The sequence below is a fragment of the Novosphingobium rhizosphaerae genome (assembly GCF_050920675.1).
GTDB lineage: Bacteria > Pseudomonadota > Alphaproteobacteria > Sphingomonadales > Sphingomonadaceae > Novosphingobium > Novosphingobium rhizosphaerae.
This window is the reverse complement of record NZ_CP137861.1, coordinates 2,142,071-2,162,981: the sequence shown is the minus strand read 5'-3', so window position 1 is coordinate 2,162,981 and position 20,911 is coordinate 2,142,071. Positions and strand designations below refer to the sequence as shown.

At 63.0% G+C, this 20,911-nt stretch carries 28 protein-coding genes and 1 pseudogene; 25 read left to right on the top strand and 4 right to left on the bottom strand.

What is annotated here, in order from left to right:
• Positions 1 to 20: 20 nt before the first annotated feature.
• Positions 21 to 746 (bottom strand): hypothetical protein, encoded by a 726-nt coding sequence (locus tag R9J51_RS09930; protein ID WP_179504370.1) that lies wholly within the window; start codon positions 744 to 746, stop codon positions 21 to 23.
• Positions 743 to 1,336, bottom strand: a complete 594-nt coding sequence (locus R9J51_RS09925; protein WP_179504369.1) for a LexA family transcriptional regulator — start codon at positions 1,334 to 1,336, stop codon at positions 743 to 745. Before R9J51_RS09925 ends, R9J51_RS09930 begins: the two co-directional genes overlap by 4 nt.
• Before the next feature lie 172 nt (positions 1,337 to 1,508).
• Between R9J51_RS09925 and R9J51_RS09920 the strand changes: the two are divergent.
• Positions 1,509 to 1,625, top strand: a pseudogene (locus R9J51_RS09920) (hypothetical protein); the annotation flags it as partial.
• 9 nt (positions 1,626 to 1,634) lie between these two features.
• Here the strand turns inward: R9J51_RS09920 and R9J51_RS09915 are convergent.
• Positions 1,635 to 1,877 (bottom strand): hypothetical protein, encoded by a 243-nt coding sequence (locus R9J51_RS09915; RefSeq protein WP_179504367.1) that lies wholly within the window; start codon positions 1,875 to 1,877, stop codon positions 1,635 to 1,637.
• 106 nt (positions 1,878 to 1,983) lie between these two features.
• Here R9J51_RS09915 and R9J51_RS09910 point away from each other — a divergent pair, with 106 nt between their 5' ends.
• From R9J51_RS09910 to R9J51_RS09860, 11 genes are all read left to right on the top strand, one after another.
• On the top strand, positions 1,984 to 2,112 hold the full coding sequence (locus R9J51_RS09910) for a hypothetical protein (RefSeq protein WP_432787967.1): 129 nt from the start codon (positions 1,984 to 1,986) through the stop codon (positions 2,110 to 2,112).
• Positions 2,113 to 2,228: 116 nt separating this feature from the next.
• Positions 2,229 to 2,690 (top strand): hypothetical protein, encoded by a 462-nt coding sequence (locus R9J51_RS09905; RefSeq protein WP_179504366.1) that lies wholly within the window; start codon positions 2,229 to 2,231, stop codon positions 2,688 to 2,690.
• The gene (locus R9J51_RS09900) at positions 2,687 to 2,875 is read left to right on the top strand and encodes a hypothetical protein (RefSeq protein ID WP_179504365.1); all 189 of its coding nucleotides are present in this window, start codon (positions 2,687 to 2,689) and stop codon (positions 2,873 to 2,875) included. Before R9J51_RS09905 ends, R9J51_RS09900 begins: the two co-directional genes overlap by 4 nt.
• Before the next feature lie 110 nt (positions 2,876 to 2,985).
• A complete protein-coding gene (locus tag R9J51_RS09895; protein ID WP_179504364.1) occupies positions 2,986 to 3,405 on the top strand; it encodes a hypothetical protein in 420 nt (139 codons plus the stop codon).
• A 16-nt stretch (positions 3,406 to 3,421) separates the two neighbouring features.
• Positions 3,422 to 4,396 carry a DUF2303 family protein gene (locus R9J51_RS09890; RefSeq protein ID WP_179504363.1) on the top strand — a complete coding sequence of 325 codons (975 nt, stop codon included), beginning with the start codon at positions 3,422 to 3,424 and terminating at the stop codon, positions 4,394 to 4,396.
• A 4-nt stretch (positions 4,397 to 4,400) separates the two neighbouring features.
• Positions 4,401 to 4,742, top strand: coding sequence for a hypothetical protein (locus tag R9J51_RS09885; protein ID WP_179504362.1), 342 nt, complete (start codon positions 4,401 to 4,403; stop codon positions 4,740 to 4,742).
• A gap of 546 nt (positions 4,743 to 5,288) precedes the next feature.
• Positions 5,289 to 5,996 carry a hypothetical protein gene (locus tag R9J51_RS09880; protein ID WP_179504361.1) on the top strand — a complete coding sequence of 236 codons (708 nt, stop codon included), beginning with the start codon at positions 5,289 to 5,291 and terminating at the stop codon, positions 5,994 to 5,996.
• Entirely contained in the window at positions 5,993 to 6,229 is a 237-nt protein-coding gene (locus R9J51_RS09875; protein ID WP_179504360.1) for a hypothetical protein, read from the top strand. Before R9J51_RS09880 ends, R9J51_RS09875 begins: the two co-directional genes overlap by 4 nt.
• The gene (locus R9J51_RS09870; RefSeq protein ID WP_179504359.1) at positions 6,226 to 6,717 is read left to right on the top strand and encodes a hypothetical protein; all 492 of its coding nucleotides are present in this window, start codon (positions 6,226 to 6,228) and stop codon (positions 6,715 to 6,717) included. Before R9J51_RS09875 ends, R9J51_RS09870 begins: the two co-directional genes overlap by 4 nt.
• On the top strand, positions 6,717 to 7,178 hold the full coding sequence (locus R9J51_RS09865) for a hypothetical protein (protein WP_179504358.1): 462 nt from the start codon (positions 6,717 to 6,719) through the stop codon (positions 7,176 to 7,178). The genes R9J51_RS09870 and R9J51_RS09865 overlap by 1 nt, the downstream gene beginning before the upstream one ends.
• Positions 7,168 to 8,661, top strand: a complete 1,494-nt coding sequence (locus tag R9J51_RS09860; protein WP_179504357.1) for a terminase — start codon at positions 7,168 to 7,170, stop codon at positions 8,659 to 8,661. The genes R9J51_RS09865 and R9J51_RS09860 overlap by 11 nt, the downstream gene beginning before the upstream one ends.
• 73 nt (positions 8,662 to 8,734) lie before the next feature.
• Here R9J51_RS09860 and R9J51_RS09855 read toward each other — a convergent pair whose 3' ends face one another.
• Positions 8,735 to 9,244 (bottom strand): DUF2335 domain-containing protein, encoded by a 510-nt coding sequence (locus tag R9J51_RS09855; RefSeq protein WP_179504356.1) that lies wholly within the window; start codon positions 9,242 to 9,244, stop codon positions 8,735 to 8,737.
• A gap of 651 nt (positions 9,245 to 9,895) precedes the next feature.
• Between R9J51_RS09855 and R9J51_RS09850 the strand changes: the two genes are divergently transcribed.
• From R9J51_RS09850 to R9J51_RS09790, 13 genes are all read left to right on the top strand, one after another.
• Positions 9,896 to 10,060 (top strand): hypothetical protein, encoded by a 165-nt coding sequence (locus tag R9J51_RS09850; protein WP_432787966.1) that lies wholly within the window; start codon positions 9,896 to 9,898, stop codon positions 10,058 to 10,060.
• Positions 10,060 to 11,775, top strand: coding sequence for a portal protein (locus R9J51_RS09845; RefSeq protein WP_179504355.1), 1,716 nt, complete (start codon positions 10,060 to 10,062; stop codon positions 11,773 to 11,775). The genes R9J51_RS09850 and R9J51_RS09845 overlap by 1 nt, the downstream gene beginning before the upstream one ends.
• On the top strand, positions 11,772 to 12,122 hold the full coding sequence (locus tag R9J51_RS09840) for a hypothetical protein (RefSeq protein ID WP_179504354.1): 351 nt from the start codon (positions 11,772 to 11,774) through the stop codon (positions 12,120 to 12,122). The genes R9J51_RS09845 and R9J51_RS09840 overlap by 4 nt, the downstream gene beginning before the upstream one ends.
• On the top strand, positions 12,058 to 12,750 hold the full coding sequence (locus R9J51_RS09835; protein ID WP_179504353.1) for a hypothetical protein: 693 nt from the start codon (positions 12,058 to 12,060) through the stop codon (positions 12,748 to 12,750). The genes R9J51_RS09840 and R9J51_RS09835 overlap by 65 nt, the downstream gene beginning before the upstream one ends.
• 12 nt (positions 12,751 to 12,762) lie before the next feature.
• On the top strand, positions 12,763 to 13,779 hold the full coding sequence (locus R9J51_RS09830) for a major capsid protein (RefSeq protein ID WP_179504352.1): 1,017 nt from the start codon (positions 12,763 to 12,765) through the stop codon (positions 13,777 to 13,779).
• A 62-nt stretch (positions 13,780 to 13,841) separates the two neighbouring features.
• On the top strand, positions 13,842 to 14,285 hold the full coding sequence (locus R9J51_RS09825) for a Bbp16 family capsid cement protein (RefSeq protein ID WP_179504351.1): 444 nt from the start codon (positions 13,842 to 13,844) through the stop codon (positions 14,283 to 14,285).
• A gap of 2 nt (positions 14,286 to 14,287) precedes the next feature.
• Positions 14,288 to 14,608, top strand: a complete 321-nt coding sequence (locus R9J51_RS09820; RefSeq protein ID WP_179504350.1) for a hypothetical protein — start codon at positions 14,288 to 14,290, stop codon at positions 14,606 to 14,608.
• Positions 14,609 to 14,700: 92 nt separating this feature from the next.
• On the top strand, positions 14,701 to 15,342 hold the full coding sequence (locus R9J51_RS09815) for a hypothetical protein (RefSeq protein WP_179504349.1): 642 nt from the start codon (positions 14,701 to 14,703) through the stop codon (positions 15,340 to 15,342).
• The gene (locus R9J51_RS09810) at positions 15,339 to 15,992 is read left to right on the top strand and encodes a hypothetical protein (RefSeq protein WP_179504348.1); all 654 of its coding nucleotides are present in this window, start codon (positions 15,339 to 15,341) and stop codon (positions 15,990 to 15,992) included. The genes R9J51_RS09815 and R9J51_RS09810 overlap by 4 nt, the downstream gene beginning before the upstream one ends.
• Before the next feature lies 1 nt (position 15,993).
• Positions 15,994 to 17,805, top strand: a complete 1,812-nt coding sequence (locus tag R9J51_RS09805; RefSeq protein ID WP_179504347.1) for a hypothetical protein — start codon at positions 15,994 to 15,996, stop codon at positions 17,803 to 17,805.
• Positions 17,806 to 17,867: 62 nt separating this feature from the next.
• The gene (locus tag R9J51_RS09800; protein ID WP_432787965.1) at positions 17,868 to 18,266 is read left to right on the top strand and encodes a hypothetical protein; all 399 of its coding nucleotides are present in this window, start codon (positions 17,868 to 17,870) and stop codon (positions 18,264 to 18,266) included.
• Positions 18,266 to 18,769, top strand: a complete 504-nt coding sequence (locus tag R9J51_RS09795) for a hypothetical protein (RefSeq protein WP_179504346.1) — start codon at positions 18,266 to 18,268, stop codon at positions 18,767 to 18,769. Before R9J51_RS09800 ends, R9J51_RS09795 begins: the two co-directional genes overlap by 1 nt.
• Positions 18,769 to 20,898 (top strand): M23 family metallopeptidase, encoded by a 2,130-nt coding sequence (locus R9J51_RS09790; protein ID WP_179504345.1) that lies wholly within the window; start codon positions 18,769 to 18,771, stop codon positions 20,896 to 20,898. The genes R9J51_RS09795 and R9J51_RS09790 overlap by 1 nt, the downstream gene beginning before the upstream one ends.
• Positions 20,899 to 20,911 lie beyond the last annotated feature (13 nt).

Sequence of the window (20,911 nt, the reverse complement as noted above, 5' to 3'; positions counted from 1 at the left end):
GATTTGCCTTCAAGTCCGGCTCACATGGTTGTGCAGGTGGTGTTCTGGCCAGTTGTATGGCAATTCGTGGTTTGAGCCGTTTTTGGAGCGATCAACGGCGGGGGTGGTTGCATCGGTTGCTGCATGCTTTCCCCCATCTGAGACATAGACCTCGCCAGGGCCTGCCAAGCTGCCGTGCGCCTGGCGCTTTCCTCCCTTCGCGCAACATTAAAGGTATCCATATTCTGCTGAATAAGTAAAATCTCGTCAATCATGCCCTTATTTAGACCATTCATAAAAGAATGCTCGCCTATAAGGTGCAGAACGGTCTGCGAATTTTGTTTTTCTGGGTCCGATTGTATTGCTTTTACTTCATCAAGTTTGGCATCAACCTGCTTTCCATAGTCCTTTATTGATTGGGCCTGCTCCTGCATCCACATATCAACTCTGGCTTCTGACGGTTTAGACTTTATGAATGCTTGAAACGCCGTCAATGTGATCGATCGTCCCTGCGCGTATCCGTATTCGCCGCTGGCCTTGATATACTGCATTACTTTTTGCTCTGCATCCGCGCTGTGGGCGGAGGCCGCGGCGTCAGCCTGCGCGGAGGTGGACTGCAAATTAGCCTGCCTATCTTTTAAATCAGATAGGTATCGTGCCGCGCGGTCAGTCCATGCGCTGATGAATTCCGACTTCACACTTTTGGCTGGCGCCACCTGTGGAATCCCCACCGCAAGCATCGTCGCGGCAAAAAGAATCTTCCTCATAGCCCCTCCTCGCTCCCCCATGCCACTACCCTGCCGATCACGGCAATCTGATGCTCACCCATGTGGATGGCTTTGTGTTCAGTATTGAACGAGTCCGGCTCAAAGCGTGCAGGATTATCGCGATAACGCTTGATCGTCGCTTCACCATCGCCGTTCTGAATTAGATAGACCTTGCGCTCAAACAGCGTGCGCTGCGAAGGGTCGATAGCCGCCCAGCTGCCATGCGGGATGACGCGATCCATACTGTCGCCATAGACTTCCACTGCAAAAGTAGGTTTGCGCCCAGGCTTGCGAAGTATCGGCACTGAATAATGCGGCAGCGTGATTGCTTCTTGCCAAGTCCCGGCGGCTGCAATCCCGATTACCGGAAGCCATTCGAACTCTGCGTGGTGATCGTTCGCAATGTCACCCATGCCAAAGAACCGGGCTAACGTAACCATCTCGTCTTGCTGGATCATGCGATCGCCACGCCGAATTTCCGATATGCGCGGCGGCGCGATGCCAAGCAGCTCGGCAATTGCTTTAGCTGAATGGCGCTTTTCATCAAGGCGGCGCAGCAGTTCGTCGCGGATCTCGTCGTGCGTAACCATGGAGCGACATTGCGGATATCGTAATGCCCCGTCGATAACGGATATCGTAACAAAAGGGCTTGCGACGACGTTACGGTTATCGTAATTCATAATGCATGATGACCGCTGAACAGATGATCGTCGCCCTCGGCGGCACCGTAGAGGTGGCGAAAGCCATCGAAGCCCCCCATCGACGGTTTCCAGCTGGAAGACAGCAGGCAAAATCCCGCACTGGCGGATGCCAGCCATCATCCTGCTCGCCGAGCGAAAGGGTGTCACGCTGGCGATGCCTTCGGACCGCGCAGCATGAGCGCGCCATTTACGCCAGCCCATCGGCGTGGTCCGCTCGATCCGCTACGGCAAGAAGTGCCGCAGCAATCTGCCTCGCTTCGTCGGGTGTTAGCCCAAATTGCAGATGTTCAACGATGGGCAGTCCGTCCTGAAGAAATGCAGTTGATAGCCGGACGGCAGCAGCCAGACCAATGCGCGCGATGCGCCAGTCGAGAACTGGACGAACCGCAACCGCGCCATCTTCCTCAAGATACCAATCAGCAGTGCTCATGCTCTTCTCCTTTTGACGCAGCGTCGTTGACGCGCGCGATCAAGTCCATGTGTGGCTGTGATCCGGCCGACATGGTGCTGATCGCACAGCGCCAGGATGCGGCAGCATGAGCGCCACCCTTAGCTTCATCGCCGACCACTGGCCCCGCCTCGTGTTGATGGGCGCCAGCCTGTGCCTGGCATGGATCGTGGTCGAGACGCTGGCCGACGTGCCGCGCGGTCGCAAGCGACGCTGACGACCCCATTGCCCGTCGGGTCGCACCACGGGCGCCGGGGCGATGGTGCCCCTCCCCCTGCCAGCCATCGCCCCGGCCTTTGATCGATATTCCTTCCATACCGAGGTATCTCGCACATGCAGCAGAGACATTCCGTGGATTTTGAGCCGCTTGTTTCCCACGAACAAGTCGTGAACGCGTTCCAGAAAGGCCTCAGCCTTTTCGTTGGACGCGGCCGCCGGATGAGCGTTGCGCAACTGGCTAAAGCATCGGGCGTGCATCATCGCACAATCGAGGCGTTCAAGGGCTATCGGCTCGGGCATCCCGACTGGCGGTCGCTCGACTGGGGCCAGATGCTTTCCATCTCAGCCGTCCTGGGCGCCGATTTTACAAACGAATGGTTGCCGATCATCGGCCAGGGCGCGTTCGACCTGCCGGAAGATGAGCCCAGCCCGGGTGATCTCGCTGCGGAAGTGGCGGAAGATGCCGCGGCGCTGGTCCGGGGCATCAACGGTGGCTCGGCGAATCTTGCCCATATCGGCAACCGCTTGGGCCGCAACGCCCGCGCTGTCACCGCAATGGCTGCGAGGGCAGCATGAGCGCGCGCGATGTCATCGCACCGGCCGGAAGCGCATCGAGCTTCGGCCAAATCACCAGCGGCAACGTGCTGATCGCCGCGCGCCTCGCGTATCTCGAGCGCCACGGCGCGGGCTGGCTGTTCCGCAATGAGCCGCCGCCGGCGCCCGGATATCCCCGCCTGCGCGGCCGAAAGGTCGAGATGTGATCACCGGTGCGCCCCACTCGCGCGCCGGTTGAGCGCCGCGCCCCTTTTCCAACGCGAGCGCAAGGCGCGGCGCCCGCTGTCTTCTTATCCCGCGCCACGGAGAATGCCAAATGTCTGACGATCATGACCCCGACACCGGGGAACTGCTGGAAGCCGCCGACGGCGGGCGGCGCTACCCCGCTGCGTCCACATTGTCCGACCTGATCCTGATGCTCAAGGACGGCCAATTCAACACCGACAGCAGCGAGCCCCTGCAGGAATTCGCAACCAAGCTGGAGGCGGCCGGCATCGACGGCAACAAGAAGGTCAAGGGCAAAATCGCACTGACCATTGAGGTGGAATTCGACCCCACCCGCGAATTCTCGGTCGTCACGCCCAGCCTCAAGATGACCCTGCCGGTCGAGAAGCATGGTGCCACCGTCGCGTGGTTCACGGCCGATGGCCGCCTGAGCCCCAACAAGCCACGCCAGGGCAACCTGTTCGGCGCGATCCGCGAAATCTCCACCGAAGCCCGCGTCGTGCGCGGCTGATCGAAGGAATCCTGACATGACCGAACCGAAAACCGAATCCGTCGTCGATCGCACTGGCGAACTGCTGGCGACTGCCATCGCCACGGCTGAGAACCACCTGCGTGCCGAAGTCATCACCCTGGCAGATCCGCGCGATGGCACCGAAGCCCTGTTCACTCTCGGGGCTCATGGCAGCGTCACGCCACTGCCGGCAAATGCGTTCGACGCATATCGGGACAATCCGTTGCACCGTGCGGGCACTGCGACGCTCACCCAGCTGCCCAGCTTTATCGCGCTGGTGAACCGCTTCAAGTTCCCGCACTCGGCGATCTTCGCTGTCGATGATCTGGCCAAGCCCAGCTTGACGGCGATCTTCGATTACCATCCCGACAACGGCGAAGTCGGCGGGGAACTGAGCGTCAATGCAGCCCAAGCGCGCCGGCACCGCGCCGCCTATTCCTTCCCGCTCTCGAAAGAATGGCAAGCCTGGTTCAGCCGCGACGCGAAGCCGATGAGCATGGGCGAGTTCGCCCAATTCCTGGAAACGCAGATCGTCGATGTTTCCGATGATCCGGTCGGCAAGTGGTCTGAGCAGGCGCAAGCGTTTGCCAAGGCGAACCGGGCCACCGGCACCGACGCCATCGCTACGCCCACGCGCCTCGTCGGCCTTTCGGTCAAGTTCAAGATCTACGAGACGGCGGAATCCTGCGAGGCGGTCAACCTGACCTCGGGCGAAACGGAATTCACCTTCGTGTCGGAACACAAGGCAGCCGATGGCAAGCCCGTGAACTTCCCCAAGCTGTTCTCGATCGTCATCCCGATCTTCGCGCGCTCGCCCGTGTTCTACCGCCTCATTGCGCGGCTGCGGTATCGCATCGCCAACGGCAAGCCCGTGTTCTGGTATGAACTGTGGCGCCCCGACCTGACGTTCGAAACCGCGTTTAACGAGGCGGTGGCGGATGTGGGCGAAAAGACCGCCCTGCCCATCTACCTGGGGCAGCCGGAAGCCTGATCCGGTGATCACCCTCCCGTTCCCCCCGTCGAGCCTGTCCGGGCACGCCGAAGGCAACTGGCACGGCAAGTCCGGTGTCACCGCCAAGTGGCGTGCCTGGGCCAAGGCCGCTGCGCTCGCGGCCAAGGTCAAAGCGCCCGCTGCCGGCGACATCGTCGTGCGCGTGCGCTTCGTGCCGCCGAACCGGCGGGGGGATCGGGTCAATTTTCCGAACCGCTGCAAACCGATTTTCGATGGCCTGGCCGATGCTATGCGCGTCAATGACAGCCGGTTCTTGCCGGCCTTCGAGTTCGCCGAACCGGAAGCACCTGGGCGCGTCGAGATCACGATCGGTGAAGCCGCGTGACGACGTCTGAACTGATGCAGGCCATGGCCGAAGCGGGCGCGCCGTTCGAGGCGATCCTCATCGCTGTCAGGGCACTGGAAGAGGCCCAGGCTCGAGCTGACGCCGCCATTGCGCACGTTGAAGCACGGCGCGCGGCCGCGCGGGACAAGAAGCGGCGTCAACGTGAAATGTCCCGGGACAATCCCGCCGTTGTCCCGGGACAGTCCCGGGACGTGTCCGAACCTGTCCCGGGACACCCCTCCCTTTCCCGCCCTCCCCTTTCTTCCCCCCACACCCCCCAACAAACCCCACCCACCCATACCCACCCGGAACACACACCCCGTGCGCGTACGCGAGGGAGCCGCCTGCCGGTCGATTGGCAGCCCGAGCCTTTCACTGGGGAGATGGCGAAGGCTGTCGCGGCGTGGCCCCCCGGCGCGATCGAGCGAGAGCTTGCCCAGTTCCGGGACTGGGCCGCTGCGGCGACCGGGCAGAACGCCCTGAAAGCCGACTGGCAAGCCGCATGGCGAAATTGGTGCCGCCGCAAGAACGATGAGGGATTCCGTCATGACCGACGCAACGCAAATCAGCCAGCACCTGCCCGCGCTTCCCGGAGCGAGGGAGACGGATTCACCCGCGCTCTCGACCGGCTCGATGCTGGCCTCGCCGAGCGCCGCGGCGGATTTTCTGGCGGGCCTGCCGGCACGAGTTGGTGACGGCCTGCTCGCCCAAGTCGACGCGATCGCAGCCGCCCCGCTGCCGGCCCTGCCGCCCTGCCCGCCGGACCACTTCGCCAAGTTCCTGCGCGCCATCGCGATCCTGCCGCGCAAGGGGGATGACGACGACACCGGCGAGCACCGAGCCAAGCTTTACGCCCGCACCCTGGGCCACATGCCGGCAGAGGCTATCGGATACCTGACGCGCCGCGTTCTCGAGACGTGTCGCTGGTTTCCCTCAATCGCGGAATGCCTGGACATCGCGAAGGGCTGGAAGCGTGACGACGAGGCGGTCGACGTGAAGTCAGCCGCCTGGCGCATCGCTGAAAACGAACGCGCGGCCCGGCTTGAGGATCTTGCCGCTCGGCTGCGGGCCGCCATCGAGGGCAAGGGCCGGTTCGATCAGGCCGAGATCGACGCCATGCCCGACAAGCTCAAGCGCCGCCTGTCCGACATGATGCTGCTGTGGCGCCTGCCGTCTGGCCGCTACTCGCTGCGCGCCGGCAGCTGGGCAGATGCCGTGGCAGCCGATGGTGGCGGGGAGGCGCAAGCCGCATGATCCACGTCACGATCCATGCCATCCAGCGCTATCAGGAACGGGTGTGCAACCTGCCCGATGGCGAGGTTGTGGCCTTGCTCTCCTCGGCCGCCATCGAACTGGCCGCAGACTTCGGCGCGCCGTGTGTGCGCCTGCCCACCGGGCACCGCGTGATGCTGAACGGCAATCGCGTCATCACCGTGTTCCCAGCCAACGTCCACAGGAGCCATATCGCCGCATGGAGGCCGCAATGACACAAGCCACCCTTTTCGACATCGGCGAAAGCACCAGCCCTGCTCACCTCACGCCTGCGGAATCGATCGCCTATCGCATGATCTACGAGGCCGCCGAAGCTGGCGACTGCTGCCCGATGAACATCGATATCGAAATCGAGATTGGCGCGTCCTCGTCGAGCATGGGGCCAAAGACGGTAGCACGCCTGGAAGCCAAGGGGCTGATCCAAGTGCAGCGCCACCACCGCGCCCGCATCGTGACCATCACCGCCACCGGAAAGCGCACCGCGCCACCGCCAAACGAGCGCACCGACAAGCCACGCGCTGACCGTGGCACCCACTATGACGGGCCACTGATCACCGCCCTGGCCGAACTGGGCGTGCCTGAGCATGTGGCCGATCTGATGCTGGGTGGCCTGCCGCAACTGGGCGCTCTCGATCGCCTGCTCGACCGGGCCAAGGAATGCGTAGCCAAGCGCCGCAATGGCTACCTGCTGGGGGAACGTTGATGGCGAAGGTCTACACGCCAGCCGAGCGCGAAAAGATCATCGCGAAGGTCATTGCCGGCCTTAGCAAGGGAACGCCGCTCACCGTGATCTGTCGCGGCAAGGGCATGGCGAACGATGACACGATCAGGTTGTGGGCCGACGCGGATGACGAACTGGCTCGGGCCATCGCGCGCGCGCGCGAACTGGGCTTCGACGCCATCGCGATGGACGCCCTAAAGATCATCGATGAGGAACCGGAGCGCGTCACCACGACGACGGGAGAGGACCGCACCGAAACCCGCATCGACGGGGCATCGGTGCAGCGCGCCAAGAACCGCTTCGAGGCGCGGCTCAAGCTGCTCGCGAAGTGGGACCCCAAGCGTTACGGCGAACTGATCAAGCACGGCAACGCCGACGGCTCGAACTTCGACCTGGCCGATGCTGTGGACGCCGCGCGCCGGAGGGCAGCGAATGGCGCGTAATGCCAAAGCCGAGCTGGCCGCCGATGTCGGCAGCTTCACGCACGATCCGCTTGGCCACGCGCTTTACGTCTATCCCTGGGGGCAAGGCGAACTGGTGGGCATCGACGGTCCGCGCCGGTGGCAACGCGAGGTGATGATCGAGATCCGCGACCACCTGGCCAATCCGGCCACGCGATATACGCCACTTCGCATCGCCCGCGCTTCGGGGCACGGTATTGGCAAATCCGCGACCATCTCGATGCTGGTCAAATGGGCGCTCGACACCTGCCCCGACACCCGCGTGGTCGTGACCGCCAACACGGAAGCCCAGCTGCTCACCAAGACGTCGCCGGAACTGACCAAGTGGCAGAACCTGGCGCTCACCCGTGACTGGTTTCGCGTGTCGGCCACGTCGATCACATCGAACCAACCTGGGCATGAAAAGCAATGGCGCGCGGACCTGGTGACCTGGAGCGAGCACAACACCGAAGCGTTCGCCGGCCTGCACAACCAGGGGCGCCGCATCGTGCTGATCTTCGACGAGGCCAGCGGGATCGCCGACAAGGTGTGGGAAGTGGCGCTGGGCGCACTCACCGATGCCGATACCGAGATCATCTGGCTGGCGTTCGGCAACCCGACGCTGAACACCGGCGCATTCCGCGAGTGCTTCGGTAAGCACCGCAACCTGTGGCGCACCGCGCAGATCGATAGCCGCACCGTGGAGGGCACGAACAAGACCTACCTGCAGGAGCTATGCGATACCTATGGCGAGGATAGCGACATCGCAAAGGTCCGCGTGCGCGGCATGTTCCCGTCCGCCAGCAGCATGCAGTTCATTGCCCTGAGCGACGTGGAGGTGGCGCAGAGCCGCGATATCCCTGCCGGCCTGCCCGGTGACCCGATCGTGTTCGGCGTGGACTGTGCGCGCTTCGGCGACGACGAGAGCGTGCTTGCCATTCGCCGGGGGCGCGACGCGCGGTCGCTGCCGTGGAAGTCGTGGGGCCAGGTCGATGCCATGACGCTGGCCGGCGATATCGCTCTGGAAGCGGCGCGCTATCATCCCGATGCGATCTTCGTGGACGCGGGCAACATCGGTGCAGCCGTGGTTGATCGCCTGCGCCAGTTGATCCCCGACACTCCAGTGATCGAGGTCTGGTTTGGCGGCAAGGGGCGCGATGCCGAACTGGAGCCGGGCGTTACCGTACCCACCGCCGACAAACGCGCCGAGATGTGGACGCGCATGCGGTCCTGGCTGCGTTCCGGTGCCATCCCCGACAGGGAGCGGCTGCGCGATGACCTGATCGGCCCGACCTATGCCTTTGCGGCCGATGACACGCGCGTGAAGCTGGAACGCAAGCCCGACATGAAGAAGCGCGGCCTGCCCAGCCCCGACTGGGGAGATGCGCTGGCCTGCACATTTGCTGAGCCTGTCATGCCGCGTGCCGTGCCGGGGTATCTGGATCCCGACAACTACGGCGCGCGGGATCGGTATGAGGAACTTTGATTGTGGACGCCCCCGCCTCACTGCCGATAATCACGCGTTCACAAACACGAGAATATCTATTGCTTGCAGCGCCCTATCTCGTTCGTCCGGGCTTTTTCTTGGCAACCGGACGCTGGTCTTCCTGAGAGACCCGTTCATTCCTCTGCGCGGTATGCTTGATGAATACAGCCGCAGCGATACCGATCGCGCTGATAACTCCCGCAGTCACTGGCTGCCCGACATATGCGCAGAAAACCACCACGCCCATCAGCCCGAATGCTATCAGTATCGCGCCAGCCTGTCCGATATACCGGGTGCGGTATTCTCGTCTGAACACGGATTTTTCCTGTTCGTGGCGGTGTGCTTGTTCGCGCTCGGTAAGCTGGAAAATCCGCTCCGCTGCGCCGGGCATCACCGATTCGTAATGCCCAAGATCCTCCGGCGCCGGCAAGGGACCTTGATGCACCTTCCGAAACACTGTGGTGACTGCCCGGACTGCTTGGTCGGTTTTGCCTGGCTGCACAAACGGCTGAAGAGTTTGCGCGATCGACTGTTCGATCGTCGCTTCATGTGACTTTTCGAATTCAGAACCGTTGTTAGTCACAAAAATCCAACTGCCGCATTGCATTTCGCATGTCGTTGCCGACCGCTAACCAGTCATCCTGTAACGAGCCAATGTTCAAATTGGGGCTATTCGGATTCAAGGTTATGACATTGATGCCCCGCAGCGCCGCGGCCACCCGCTCACCGGACGCGCGCTTTCTTGAGGCTTTTGCAGCCTTGAGTAGAAGGCGATCATGGTATGACATGGTGAATCTCCGGTGCCGAGATTGTGGATAACCTCGACAATGTCAACATAAGGTTGAAAAAATCGTTCCTGTTCCGGTCAGATAACCTACCTTTGGTTGCGGTGGAATCGCCGCAATTGTCCACCAAAAATCCTATTTTCCCTGCTACATATGCGTTGATGTCACCAATCTGAATGCAGGCACTTTGCATCGAGAATCGCACGAACGATCGTGAAGTCATGTGCGCGAAACTGCCAAAACCAGCGAAGGTGATCAAGGCGGTCATTTGCAGCAACGGGATTCCACGTGCCTCAAACGCGAACATTCTCCGCGTCTGACGCGGTGAAGGCCGCCATAGGTCTGATCATGAAAATTCGAACCTTCGTCATGCGATTCACGGTCGATTGACACATCCGTAGGCCCGTCTCCTGTATCGACAGGAGGCACCTATTTGCAGCACCCCGACCGTGCCCACCGCGCCAGCGCGGCAGGCTGAAAAGCTCCCTGACGCGGGCGCGGCAACCTCGGCCAACGATTCCAGCAGCTGGCGCAAGGCGATCCTCGCCGGAATGGTCACGTCGCCGCAAGGCGTGCTGGGTTCTCCCACCACGTCCAAGGCGACGCTCGGCTGATGGCAGACCGGCCCATTCTCTCGGCCCGTGGCCAGGCTGGGCCGCTGGATGACGAGCGTTCACGCGCGATCCGCAAGCACTGCGAGTTGCGCCTGGGACAACTCAAGTCGATCCGCAGCGACTATGAGCAGGAGGCGGAGCAGATTGCCCGCTTCGCCCAGCCCGCGCGCTCGCGGTTCCTGTCCAACAGCAAGGACCAGAACAGTGGCCGCCGGCGCCAGTGGAACAGGACGCTGTTCGACCCCCATGGCATCGAGGCGTTCCGCACGCTGACCAACGGCATGACGTCTGGGTTGTCGAGTGCGTCACGCCCGTGGTTCACGCTCAAAACCGGCGACGACGCGATGATGGACGAGCCGGGCGTGCGCGACTGGCTCAGCGAAGTCGAGCGCCGCATGTACACGTTCTTCGCCCAGACCAACTTCTACGGTGCGGTCAAGGCCGGCTATGGCGAGATGGGCCTGTTCGGCACCGAAGCATGCGTCATGGTCGATCACCGCCAGGTGGGCGCAGTCTGCCACGCCTTGACGTTCGGCGAATACTGGATCGCCCTATCCGACGCGATGACGCCGGATACGCTTTATCGCATCTGCCCCATGAGCGTGAAGCAGGCAGTCGACACCTTTGGCGATGCGGTCTCACGCACCGTGCGGTCGATGTACGACAAGAGCCAGTACGACAAGCCTGTCGAAATCTACCACGCGATCGAGCCTGATCCAGACCACCAGCCCGGCCGCCTGGGATCGAAGCCCTGGCGCAGCGCCTACTGGGAAACCGGCGGCAACCCCAATGGGCTGCTCAAGGTGTCGGGGTACAACGAGCAACCGTTCTGGGCCCCGCGCTGGGACGTGGTGGGTGGGGACACTTACGGCCATTCGCCCGGCATGGAAGCCCTGCCGGCGTTGCGCGAATTGCAGATGCAGGCCAAGCGCCGCAACGAAGCCATCGATGCCATGGTGAAGCCCGAAAAGATCGTGCCGCCAGGTGTCAAGCTGACTGGCGAGCCGGGGCGCACAGTTACCGCAGCGGGCATGGACAAGGATGGCGTCCTCATCCCCTACCAGATGCCGTACCAGGCCGTGGCGGCGATCGGCGATGAAATGACCAAGTGCCGCCAGCAGATCGATGGCCTGAGCTTTGCCGATCTGTTCAATGCGATCACCAACATGCGCGGCGTTCAGCCTCGCAACATGGAAGAGATTGCGGCGCGCAACGAGGAAAAGCTGACCCAGCTTGGCCCCGTGATCGAGCGCGTGGCCAACGAAAAACTGGAAGTCTCCATCGACCGCACGTTCGGCATCATGAGCCGCGGTGGGATGCTGCCACCGGTGCCCCAGGCGTTGAGTGAGCAGCAGATCAACGTCGAGTTCGTCTCGATCCTCCAACAGATGCAGCGCATGGTTGGCATCGGCCAGATCGAGCGCGTGGTGGGCTTTGTCGGCAACTTGGCGGCCGCCCATCCCGACGCGCTCGACAAGATCGATTTCGACGCGGCGATCGACGAATACGGCTATCGCGCCGGCACGCCTGCCAAGATCATGCGCACCACGGACCAGGTGCAGCAAATCCGCGACCAACGCGCGCAGGCACAGCAAGCCCAGCAAGCAGCGGCGATGGCACCCGTGGCCAAGGATGGCGCGGCAGCCGCGGAATTGCTCTCGCGCGCTGATGTGGGCGGCGGGCAAAGCCTGCTGAACCGGATGATGCCGGCATGAGCCAAAAGCAGCGCGACGCCGAGTTTCTGCTCTCGCGGCCGGAATTCATGCGCTTCCTGAGTGCCGCGATTCACGCCGCTGGAATCGTCGGGCAGCAAGTCGGAGCCAATGGGCGATTGGACCGCGATCTCGCTTTTGTCGAGGGGCGGAGAAGCCTGGGGTTCGAACTGCTGCACATGGTCCACGCTGGCCAGCCTGAGCCGATCCGCACCGCCGATCCGCAGGCCATCACCACGCTGACCGCAGCCCTTCGCCAAGCTCTCACCACACAGGACAAGCCCAATGACCGACGCCGTAACCGCTCCGACCGATACGACGATCTCCCCCCAGGCGACGACGCCGACTGACGCCGCGGCGCCCAATGCGTCTGCAAACGACGGAACCGTGCTGGGCGGCGATCTTCCCGCCACGCCTCCGCAAGATGCGGCCCCGGCCACGCCCCCGGCCGATCCGACCGCGCCGGCAGCCGACGCGCCCATCGTCCCGGTTGTGCCGGAAAAGTACGAACTGGCGCTGGAAGGCCTGACCCTCGATGCCGGCCTGGTCGAGGCCGCCGATCCGGTGCTGCGCGAGCTGGGCCTGACCAACGAGCAGGCCAACACCCTGCTGCCGATCGCGCAGCAGATCCAGCAGCGCACGACCGACGCCCTTGTGCAGCAACTGACCGACGCAGGCGCCGCGCAGAAAAAGCAATGGCTCGATGCGTTCGTGGCTGATCCCGAAATCGGCGGCGCGAACCGTGAGCAGACCGAACACCTGGCCGCGCGTGGCCTGGATGCGCTGGGCTTCGCTGCCGGCCACCCGTTCCGCACGGCCCTGACCGAATCCGGCTTCGGCAACCACCCCGATATGATCCGCGCATTTCGCGCAATCGGCGAGATGGTTGGCGAGGACGGTACTTTCGCGCGCGCTGGCGCCGGAAGCGACAGCCGCCCCGTCTGGGAGCGGCTCTATCCCAACGACGCCAAGCAGTAAGGAAGCCTTATCATGGCAATTCTCGGAACCTCCTATTGGAACCTGATCGACGTCCTCAAGGCCAGCAATGATAGCACCGGTGACGTGGTCGAGGCCCTGACCCAGCTGACGCCCTTCATGAAGGACGCCAATGTCATCACCTGCAATAGCGGTACCGAACACCGCAGCAGCATTCGCACCGGCCTGCCCAGCGTTTCGTGGGGCGCGCTCTACCAGGGCATCGCCCAGTCCAAGGGCAATTACAGCGAGGTGAAGGACACGACCGGGTTCGTGGAAGGCCTTTCGTCGGTGGATGAGCGCCTGCTCAACCTCAAGCCGAAGGAAGCGGCCAAACTGCGCCTCGTGGAAGGCCAGGGCTTCCTGGAATCGATCGCACAGACGGTCGAAAGCGCGATCTGGTATTCCGACGTCAAGGTGAACGGCAAGCAGTTCCACGGCCTGGCGCCGCGCTACAACTCGCTGTCGAACGCCAACGTGGTGAACGGCGGTGGCTCGGGCAGCGACAACACCTCGATCTGGATGGTCACGCATGGTGACATGCAGACCAGCATCATCACGCCCGAAAACGTCCCCGCCAGCGTGCAGCGCGAGGACATGGGCCGCCAGCGTGTGCTGGATGCCAGCGGCAACCCCTATTACGTCAAGGAAGAGAAGTTCTCGCAGCACATCGGGCTGTGCGTGAAGGACTGGCGCTTCAATGGCCGCCTGGCCAACATCGACGTGTCCGACGTGATCGCCGGTACCGTTGCGGTCAATCCGCTCCTGCGCAAGCTCTACTACCGTCTGCAGGGGCGCAGGGCCTACAAGATGGAACGGGAAGGTCAGGTCAGCCCCGGCCGCACGGTCATCTACATGAACAAGACCATGCTGGAAGCGCTCGACGCGGAAAGCACCAACGGCCGCAGCGGTGTCGACAACTTCGTGCGCCTCACGCCCATGGAAATTCAGGGCGAAGAAGTGATGACCTGGCGCGGCATGCCGATCCGGGAAACCGACGCGCTCCTGAACACCGAAACGCTGGTCCAGTAATCGGCCGCTCACTTTGGGGCCGGGCTTAAAATCCCGGTCACCTCCTGAAAGGGAACAGACCAATGATCTTCGATGCCTCCCTACTCCTGAGCGACCAGCAGGCGATCACCGCTTCGGCCGCTTCCGCCAACATCATCGATCTGGGCGCCACCGGAACGCCTTTCGGCTCGTCGGTTCCGCTGACCCGCGATATCGGGCGCGGTTGCGAGGTTGAATTGTCCGTTGCCGTGACGGCCACGTTCAACAACCTGACCAGCCTGGCGGTGGGCGTTCAGACCTCGCCCGACAACACCACCTGGACCACGCGCGTGCAGGGTGAAGCTGTGCCGCTGGCCAGTCTCGTGGCGGGATACCAGTTCAAGGTGCCCGCCGAATTCGAGGAGTCGACCGATACTCGCTTCGTGCGGCTCTTCTACACCGTTGTGGGGACCGCTCCGACCACGGGCAAGATCAATGCCGGCGTGGTGGCAAGCCGCCAGACCAACAACACCTATGGAGGCCGCTGACCATGGCGACGTATAGTGCTCTGCAAGCGATTTCCCTCTCTTCGGAGGGGCGCTACATTCAACCCGGTGAACTTTTCACCACCGACATCATGCCGGGCTTGGCCTGGGATCCGCAGGATGACGCCGCGAAGGCAGCCGTGGCCGCGCGCGACGCCGCGAAGGAGGCCACGGATGCGTCCAGCGATGCCCAGTCCGCGGCTACCAAGGGCCGAAAGGGCAAGGCTGCCAAGGCCGGCACGAACGCCGATGGCGGCGCTGGCGACGGCGGCAATGGTACCGGCGATGGATCGGGCGGGGATGCCAATCCCAATCCGCCGGCCTGACAGGCTGCAACAGTACCGATGGGGCCCGAGGGAAACCTCGGGCCTTTTCTGTTGGGATTCACGCCCGCTCGGCCCGGGCATAGCGTCTTGTCATGGCTGCTCTTATCGACCTCTGTAACCGTGCACTGGCGCAGATCGCGGCAGGCCAGATCGCCGACTTTTCCGAAGGGAGCATCGAGGCCCGCGAGGTTTCGCGCTTCGCCTCCCCGCTCTTGCTGGAAGTGGCCGACTGGACCGAATGGCATTGGATGATCAAGCGTCAGGCGCTTGCATCTGTGGCGAACGACCGCCCCGCCGAATGGCTGTTTGCCTATGCAGAGCCGGCGGACCTGGCCCAGCCTTTGGCCATCCGCCAGGTGGAGGATGACGCCACCGATCTGCCGATCGCTGGGCCTTACCCATTTCCGTTTCAGGACGCGATTCCGCTGGCCTACCTGCACGAAGGTGGCCGCATCTATGCCAACGTGCCAACGGCGACGCTGGTTTATGCACGCAACACGCTGGAGGCTGGCGACATGCCCGCTCTGGTGGCGCGCGCGTTCGAACTGGAACTGGCTGCGCGCATTGCGCTTCCGATCAAGAAGGATGCGAAAGTCGCACAGGTGCTAGAGCAGCGTGCAGAGTTGGCCCGCGCCCGCGCTATTGCTGATGAAGAGAACAAGCGCGTTCACAGGCCGGTGCGCTATGCCAGCGATGCCGAGTATGCGCGAGCCGGGATCGGTGATTTCGCATGAGCGTGCGTATCCCGCAGGTCAATTTCAGCCGCGGCGAACTTGGTCCGCAACTCTACGGCCGGTTCGATGTCGAGGCCTATGGTTCGACGCTGCGCCAGGCGCGCAATGTGTTGGTGCTCAAGTATGGCGGGATCACCAAGCGACCGGGCACGCGTCTTGTCGGCGAGGTCCTGGACGCCAGCAAGCCGACGCGGCTCGTCCCGTTCCAGTTTTCGTTGACCCAGACGTATGCCCTCGAGATGGGCCAGGGCTACATGGCGCCATGCGCCGCCGGCGGGCGGGTGCTGGAGGAAGAACTGGCCATTACCGGGATCACCAATGCCGCCCAAGCGGTGGTGGCGGTTGCCTATCACGGGCTTGCCGTCGGTGATTGGTGGTATTTCGACGGCGTTGATGGCGGCCTGGGCGATCTGCTGAACGGCAGGGCCTTCAAGGTCGTGACGATCGTCGATGACAGCCATTTCGCAGTGGCGGTCGATACCAGCGCAGCGCCGGCGTTCAGCGGCTGCGAGGGCGGAATAACCCGCACGGTCACGCCGACGCCGCCCGTCGTGCCAGTGGTGCCGCCGGTGGTGGAAACGCCCGCGCCGCCTACGACTGGTGGCGGTGGTGGTGGTGGTTTCGGCTATATCCGCAAGCTGGAGCCCTGAGATGGGTGGATATCGCATCTACAAAGTCGGGTCGCCCTATAATGGCGTCGAGTTGGCGGAGCTCGATTTCGAGCAGACCGCCGACACCATGTACCTGGCGCATATCGACCACGCGCCGGCCAAGCTGATCCGAGCGGGCCATACCGACTGGTCATTCAATGATGTGAGCTTCGGCCCCAACATCGACGCACCAGCCACCTGCACAGCTGTTGCGACGGTTCCGAACACGGACAGCGACAACAGCGGAAAATCGTATTTCCCGCAGCCGGCAACCTATTGTGTGACGTCCTTCAACGATGACACCGGGTATGAGAGCCGGGCGTCGAGTGAGGCGACGGTTACCAACGATCTGACGCTCAAGCGGAACTACAACACGATCACCTGGTCGGCAGTGACCGGTGCCACGCGCTACAAGGTGTACAAGGCCGACAACTCGCAGTTCTTTGGCTACATCGGCACGACCGATTCCACGACGTTTCGCGACGACAACATCGGGCCAGCGCTCGATCAGGCGCCGCCGCAAGGCAACAACCCATTCGCAGCTGCTGGGGATTATCCTTCGACCGTCACCCTTTTCGAGCAGCGCTCGATGTGGGCGCGCACGACCAACGTCCCGCACGGCGTCTGGGGATCTCGATCGGGCCAGCTGGAGAATATGGACCGGTCCCGCCCGGCCATCGCGTCTGACGCCCTTTCGTTCGCCATCATGGCTGGCCGCGTCAACTCTGTGAACCATCTGGTGACGACCACCAGCCTGCTGGCGCTGACGTCGGACAGCGTGTTTCACATCGATGGCGATGGCAGTGGCGGCGTGCTCGATGCGACATCACCGCCAGCTACCCGGCGCCAGATCGGGCGCGGCTCCTCGCGCCTTCCCGCCCTGGTCGTGGACAATGTCGTGTTCTACCAGCCTAGCGTCGGGCAGTCGGTGCGCACGATCGGCTATGACTTCACCATCGATGGCCTGAAATCGAACGATGTGTCGATCTTCTCGCCGCATTTCTTCGAAGGCATGAGCATCGTTTCCTGGTGCTATGCGCAAGAGCCACGCAGCGTCATCTGGGCCGCCCGGGACGATGGAAAGCTGCTGTGCTTCACCTGGGAGCAGGAGCAGAACGTGTGGGGCTGGACCCTGTGCGAAACCGACGGCGATGTCGTGTCGGTCTGCTGCATCTCTGAGGATGGCGAGGATCGCGTCTACCTCATGGTCGACCGGCAGGTGCAAGGTGTCACGCGGCGCTTCGTGGAGCGGATGGTCAGCCATCGCTGGTCGGATGTGAAGGAATGCTGCTTTCTCGATTGCGCGGTATCAGGGACGTTCGAAGAAACGCAGACGACGTTCACTGGTTTGTGGCACCTGGAGGGCCGCACCGATGTTGCCGGCTTGGTCGATGGCAAGGCCATCTCAGGGCTCACCGTCACCAATGGCACGATCACGCTGCCGGAAGACTTCGGTGGCGGCACGGTCGCCAGTTTCGGCATACCTTACGAGGTCACGGTCGAGACGCTGCCAGTCCGGATCAATTCGCCCCAGTCTGGATCAAACATGGGCCGCGTGCACAGCACGGGCGAAGTCGTGGTGCAGCTATCAAATACCCGGCAGATCATGGCCGGCATCGATGAAGCCAACCTGTTCCCGCTCAAGTCGCGCACTGCCGAAGCCTATGCCGCACCGGATGCGCTGATGAACGGGGCTTACACGATCAACATGGCCAACAAGGCCAAGGACGAATGCACCGTGCTGATCCGCCAGACCGCGCCGTTGCCTTTCACCATGCTGGCAATCGCTCAGGACCCGGAAATCTACGGTTGATCGGATCTGGCATCAGGATTGTGCCGGCGGAACTTTGCCATGTCGGGTTCCTGGCTCGCCACATGCGCGCGATCGATCAACTGGAATGCCGCGCCATGGGCCGGGAGCCAAAGCAGGCCCTGCGCGCCGGAATTGCCGCCAGCGCCAGAGCTTGGACTGCCCTGCTGGACGGCCGGGCGCACGCGATGTTCGGCGTGGTGGTGGAAAGCGTGCTGTCCGGTGAAGGCGTCCCCTGGTTCCTGGGCACAGACGAGGTCTACCGGCATCCGCGTGAACTGCTGAAATGGGGGCCGGGGATCATCGAGCGGCTGCACGATTCACGACTGACCCTGCGAAACCTAGTTTCCGCGCAGAATAGCCAGGCGATCCGGCTGCTGGAGCGCTGGGGCTTTGCCGTTGATGATGAGGAACAGGACGTGCGCGGGGTGATGTTTCGCCGGTTTTCCAAGGAGCCTTGCTGATGTGCGCGCCGCTCATCCCAATTGCCGCTGCTGCCCTATCGGTGGGCGCCGGCGCGATGAAGACCATCAGCGCCGTGCAGCAGGCCAACGTGCAGGCCAAGGTGGCCGATGCCAACGCCGCGGCCGAACGCGATGCAGCGCAGCAGGACCAGGAAAACACGCGCCAGGCCGCGCTCAAGCAATATCGGGAGATCGCGCGCATCAAGGGGCAGCAGACCGTGGCAGCGGCAGCAAACGGCGTGTCGACCAGCTTTGGCACCGCTGCTGATGTAGTGGCCGATACCGATCTGCTCGGCCGGGAAGACGTGGCGAACATCTACCGCCAGGGTGACAACACGCTGCGCAGCCACGACATCAATGCAGCCAACTATGATGCCCAGGCCAACGCGGCGCGCGCGGCCAAGACGAATGCGATCATCGGCGGCGTGTTCGACATGGGATCGAGCGTGCTGGGTGGGGTGAAGCAGTATCAGGCCGCCAAGGCCAAGGGAGGGTTCGGCTGATGCCCCGCGCTCCGCAATATCAGCAGGCAACCAACGGTGCTGCGCCTGTCAGTGCCCGGCTGCAGGCCCCCGGCGCGGTGCCCAACGGCTTTGCTGAAGGCATGGACCGGCTAGGCCAGACACTGAGCGCGATCGACCAACTGAACGCCCAGCATGATGACACCGTGGCCCGGCAACAGGTTCTGGCGCTGCAGCCCAAGCTTTCGGACGCGCTGACCCAGTTCAAGACCCAGCAGGGCGGCAATGCGGTGGATGGTCTGCCGGCGGCGCAGAAGCAGTTGGATGACCTGCGAAAACAGGGGCTGGAGGGCTTGAAAAGCCCGCGCGCGCAGAAGATCTTCGGCGAGCGGTTCGGCGCGCTCTATGCTTCGGCGCTTGGCGAGATCAATGGTCACGCGATCGAGCAGGCTGCAGTGCAACGCAAGGGTGTGCTCGGGGCCGAATTGGCCGACGCGCAAGATGCGGCGGCCGGGCTAGTGGACAATCCTGCCGATCTGCGCGCCGCCGTCGGTATCGTCGGGCAGAAGGCCCAAGCCTACGCCGATTTTGCCGGGTTGGGTGACGCAGCTGGCCACTACGTCAAACAGCAGCAGGGCGCCGTCTATGCCACGGCCATCGATCGGCTGGTGAAAGACGACAAGGTGGATATGGCTTCCGCTGTGTTCGACGCTCACCACGATGAAATGACGTTCGACCAGCGCAATGCTGCACTGGACGCCTTGCGCGAGCCTATGCAGCGGCGAGACGCGGCCGATGGGTTCCTGGAGGTGACGGCGGGCCTCGGCGCTGCGCGCGCGGTTCCTGAGGCTGCACAAGGCAAGCCAGGCGTTGCTGCCCAGATGCCAGTGGCGAATGGTCGCGTCACCAACACCTTCGAGCAGCACAAGGAGCGCGGCTCAGCCGGGTTAGATATTGGTGCCCCGATGGGCGCTGCCATCCATCCGATTGCCGGCGGCATGGTCGAAGCGGTCACGCAGGACGATCGCGCTGGGCGCTGGGTGAAGGTCAAGCACCCCGACGGCACGACATCGACCTATGCGCACATGGGCAACCAGTCGGTGAAAGTCGGCGACACCGTCACGCCCGACACGGTGCTGGGAACTGTGGGCATGACGGGCCATACGACCGGCCCGCATGTGCACCTGCGCGTCCGTGGCGCTGACGGCGCCGATCTTGATCCGCAGAAAGTCATCGGTGGACGGCCTGGCGCGACAAGCGTCGTCGGGTCGCCTCAGGCACCGCGCAACTGGGACCAGGGCGCCATCATCGCCGCGATCGATAAGCGCACGGATTGGTCGTTCGAAAAGCGCGAGCGCGTGAAGGGCTATGCTCGGCAGCGTATGGGCCAGGACGAGCAGGCGCTCAACGATCAATACCAGGATGCTGCCGACAGTCTGCACCAGTGGATTGGCAATTATCAGGCTAACCACAATGGAGAGGACCCTTCTCCCGACGCCATCCCGTCGAACATCGCCAGCCGAGTGAAGCCGGCGTACATGGCGGAAATGCGCGGCAACCTCGCAAAGGCGCAGAAGGCCAAATACGATGCGTCGGCAAAGCAGGCGCAGGAGAGCACTGCCCTGGCCCTGAAATTGCAGTCCTATCTGGAGCCGGATAAGTTCGCGCAGACCGATCTGCGCAAATATCAAGGTCTGGTGCCGTTCTCGGATCTAAGCAGCCTGGCGGAGGAGCAGGCCAAGCGCCGCGCTTCGGCTCGTCAATGGTCATCAGCGGATGCATCCGCATCGGCGCTGGCGACATTCGAGCGGCGCAACCCCGGCCTGCTGCGGACGAATCCTGGCATCAAACATCCCGATGCCATGGTGACTTATAACCGCCAGCGGCTGGCCATCCTGGACACAGTGGCGCAGTTCGCGGATGGCATCGCGGCCAAGGGCACGATACCGACGGAAGCCCAGTTGCAACAGGCGGTCACGCAAGCAACAAAGCAAATCCGGTTTGCGAATGGGAACGTCGGCCACCTCTACGATATCCAGTTCGAGAACCTGAGCCAGCAGACCGTCCAGACCATCCGCAACAACCTGCGACTGCGCGGCATCCAGAATGCGAGCAACGACGACGTGGTGCGCGAGTATCGGCGAACCGCTCGGGATTCACAGGGGAACTAGCTCTCATAGGGTC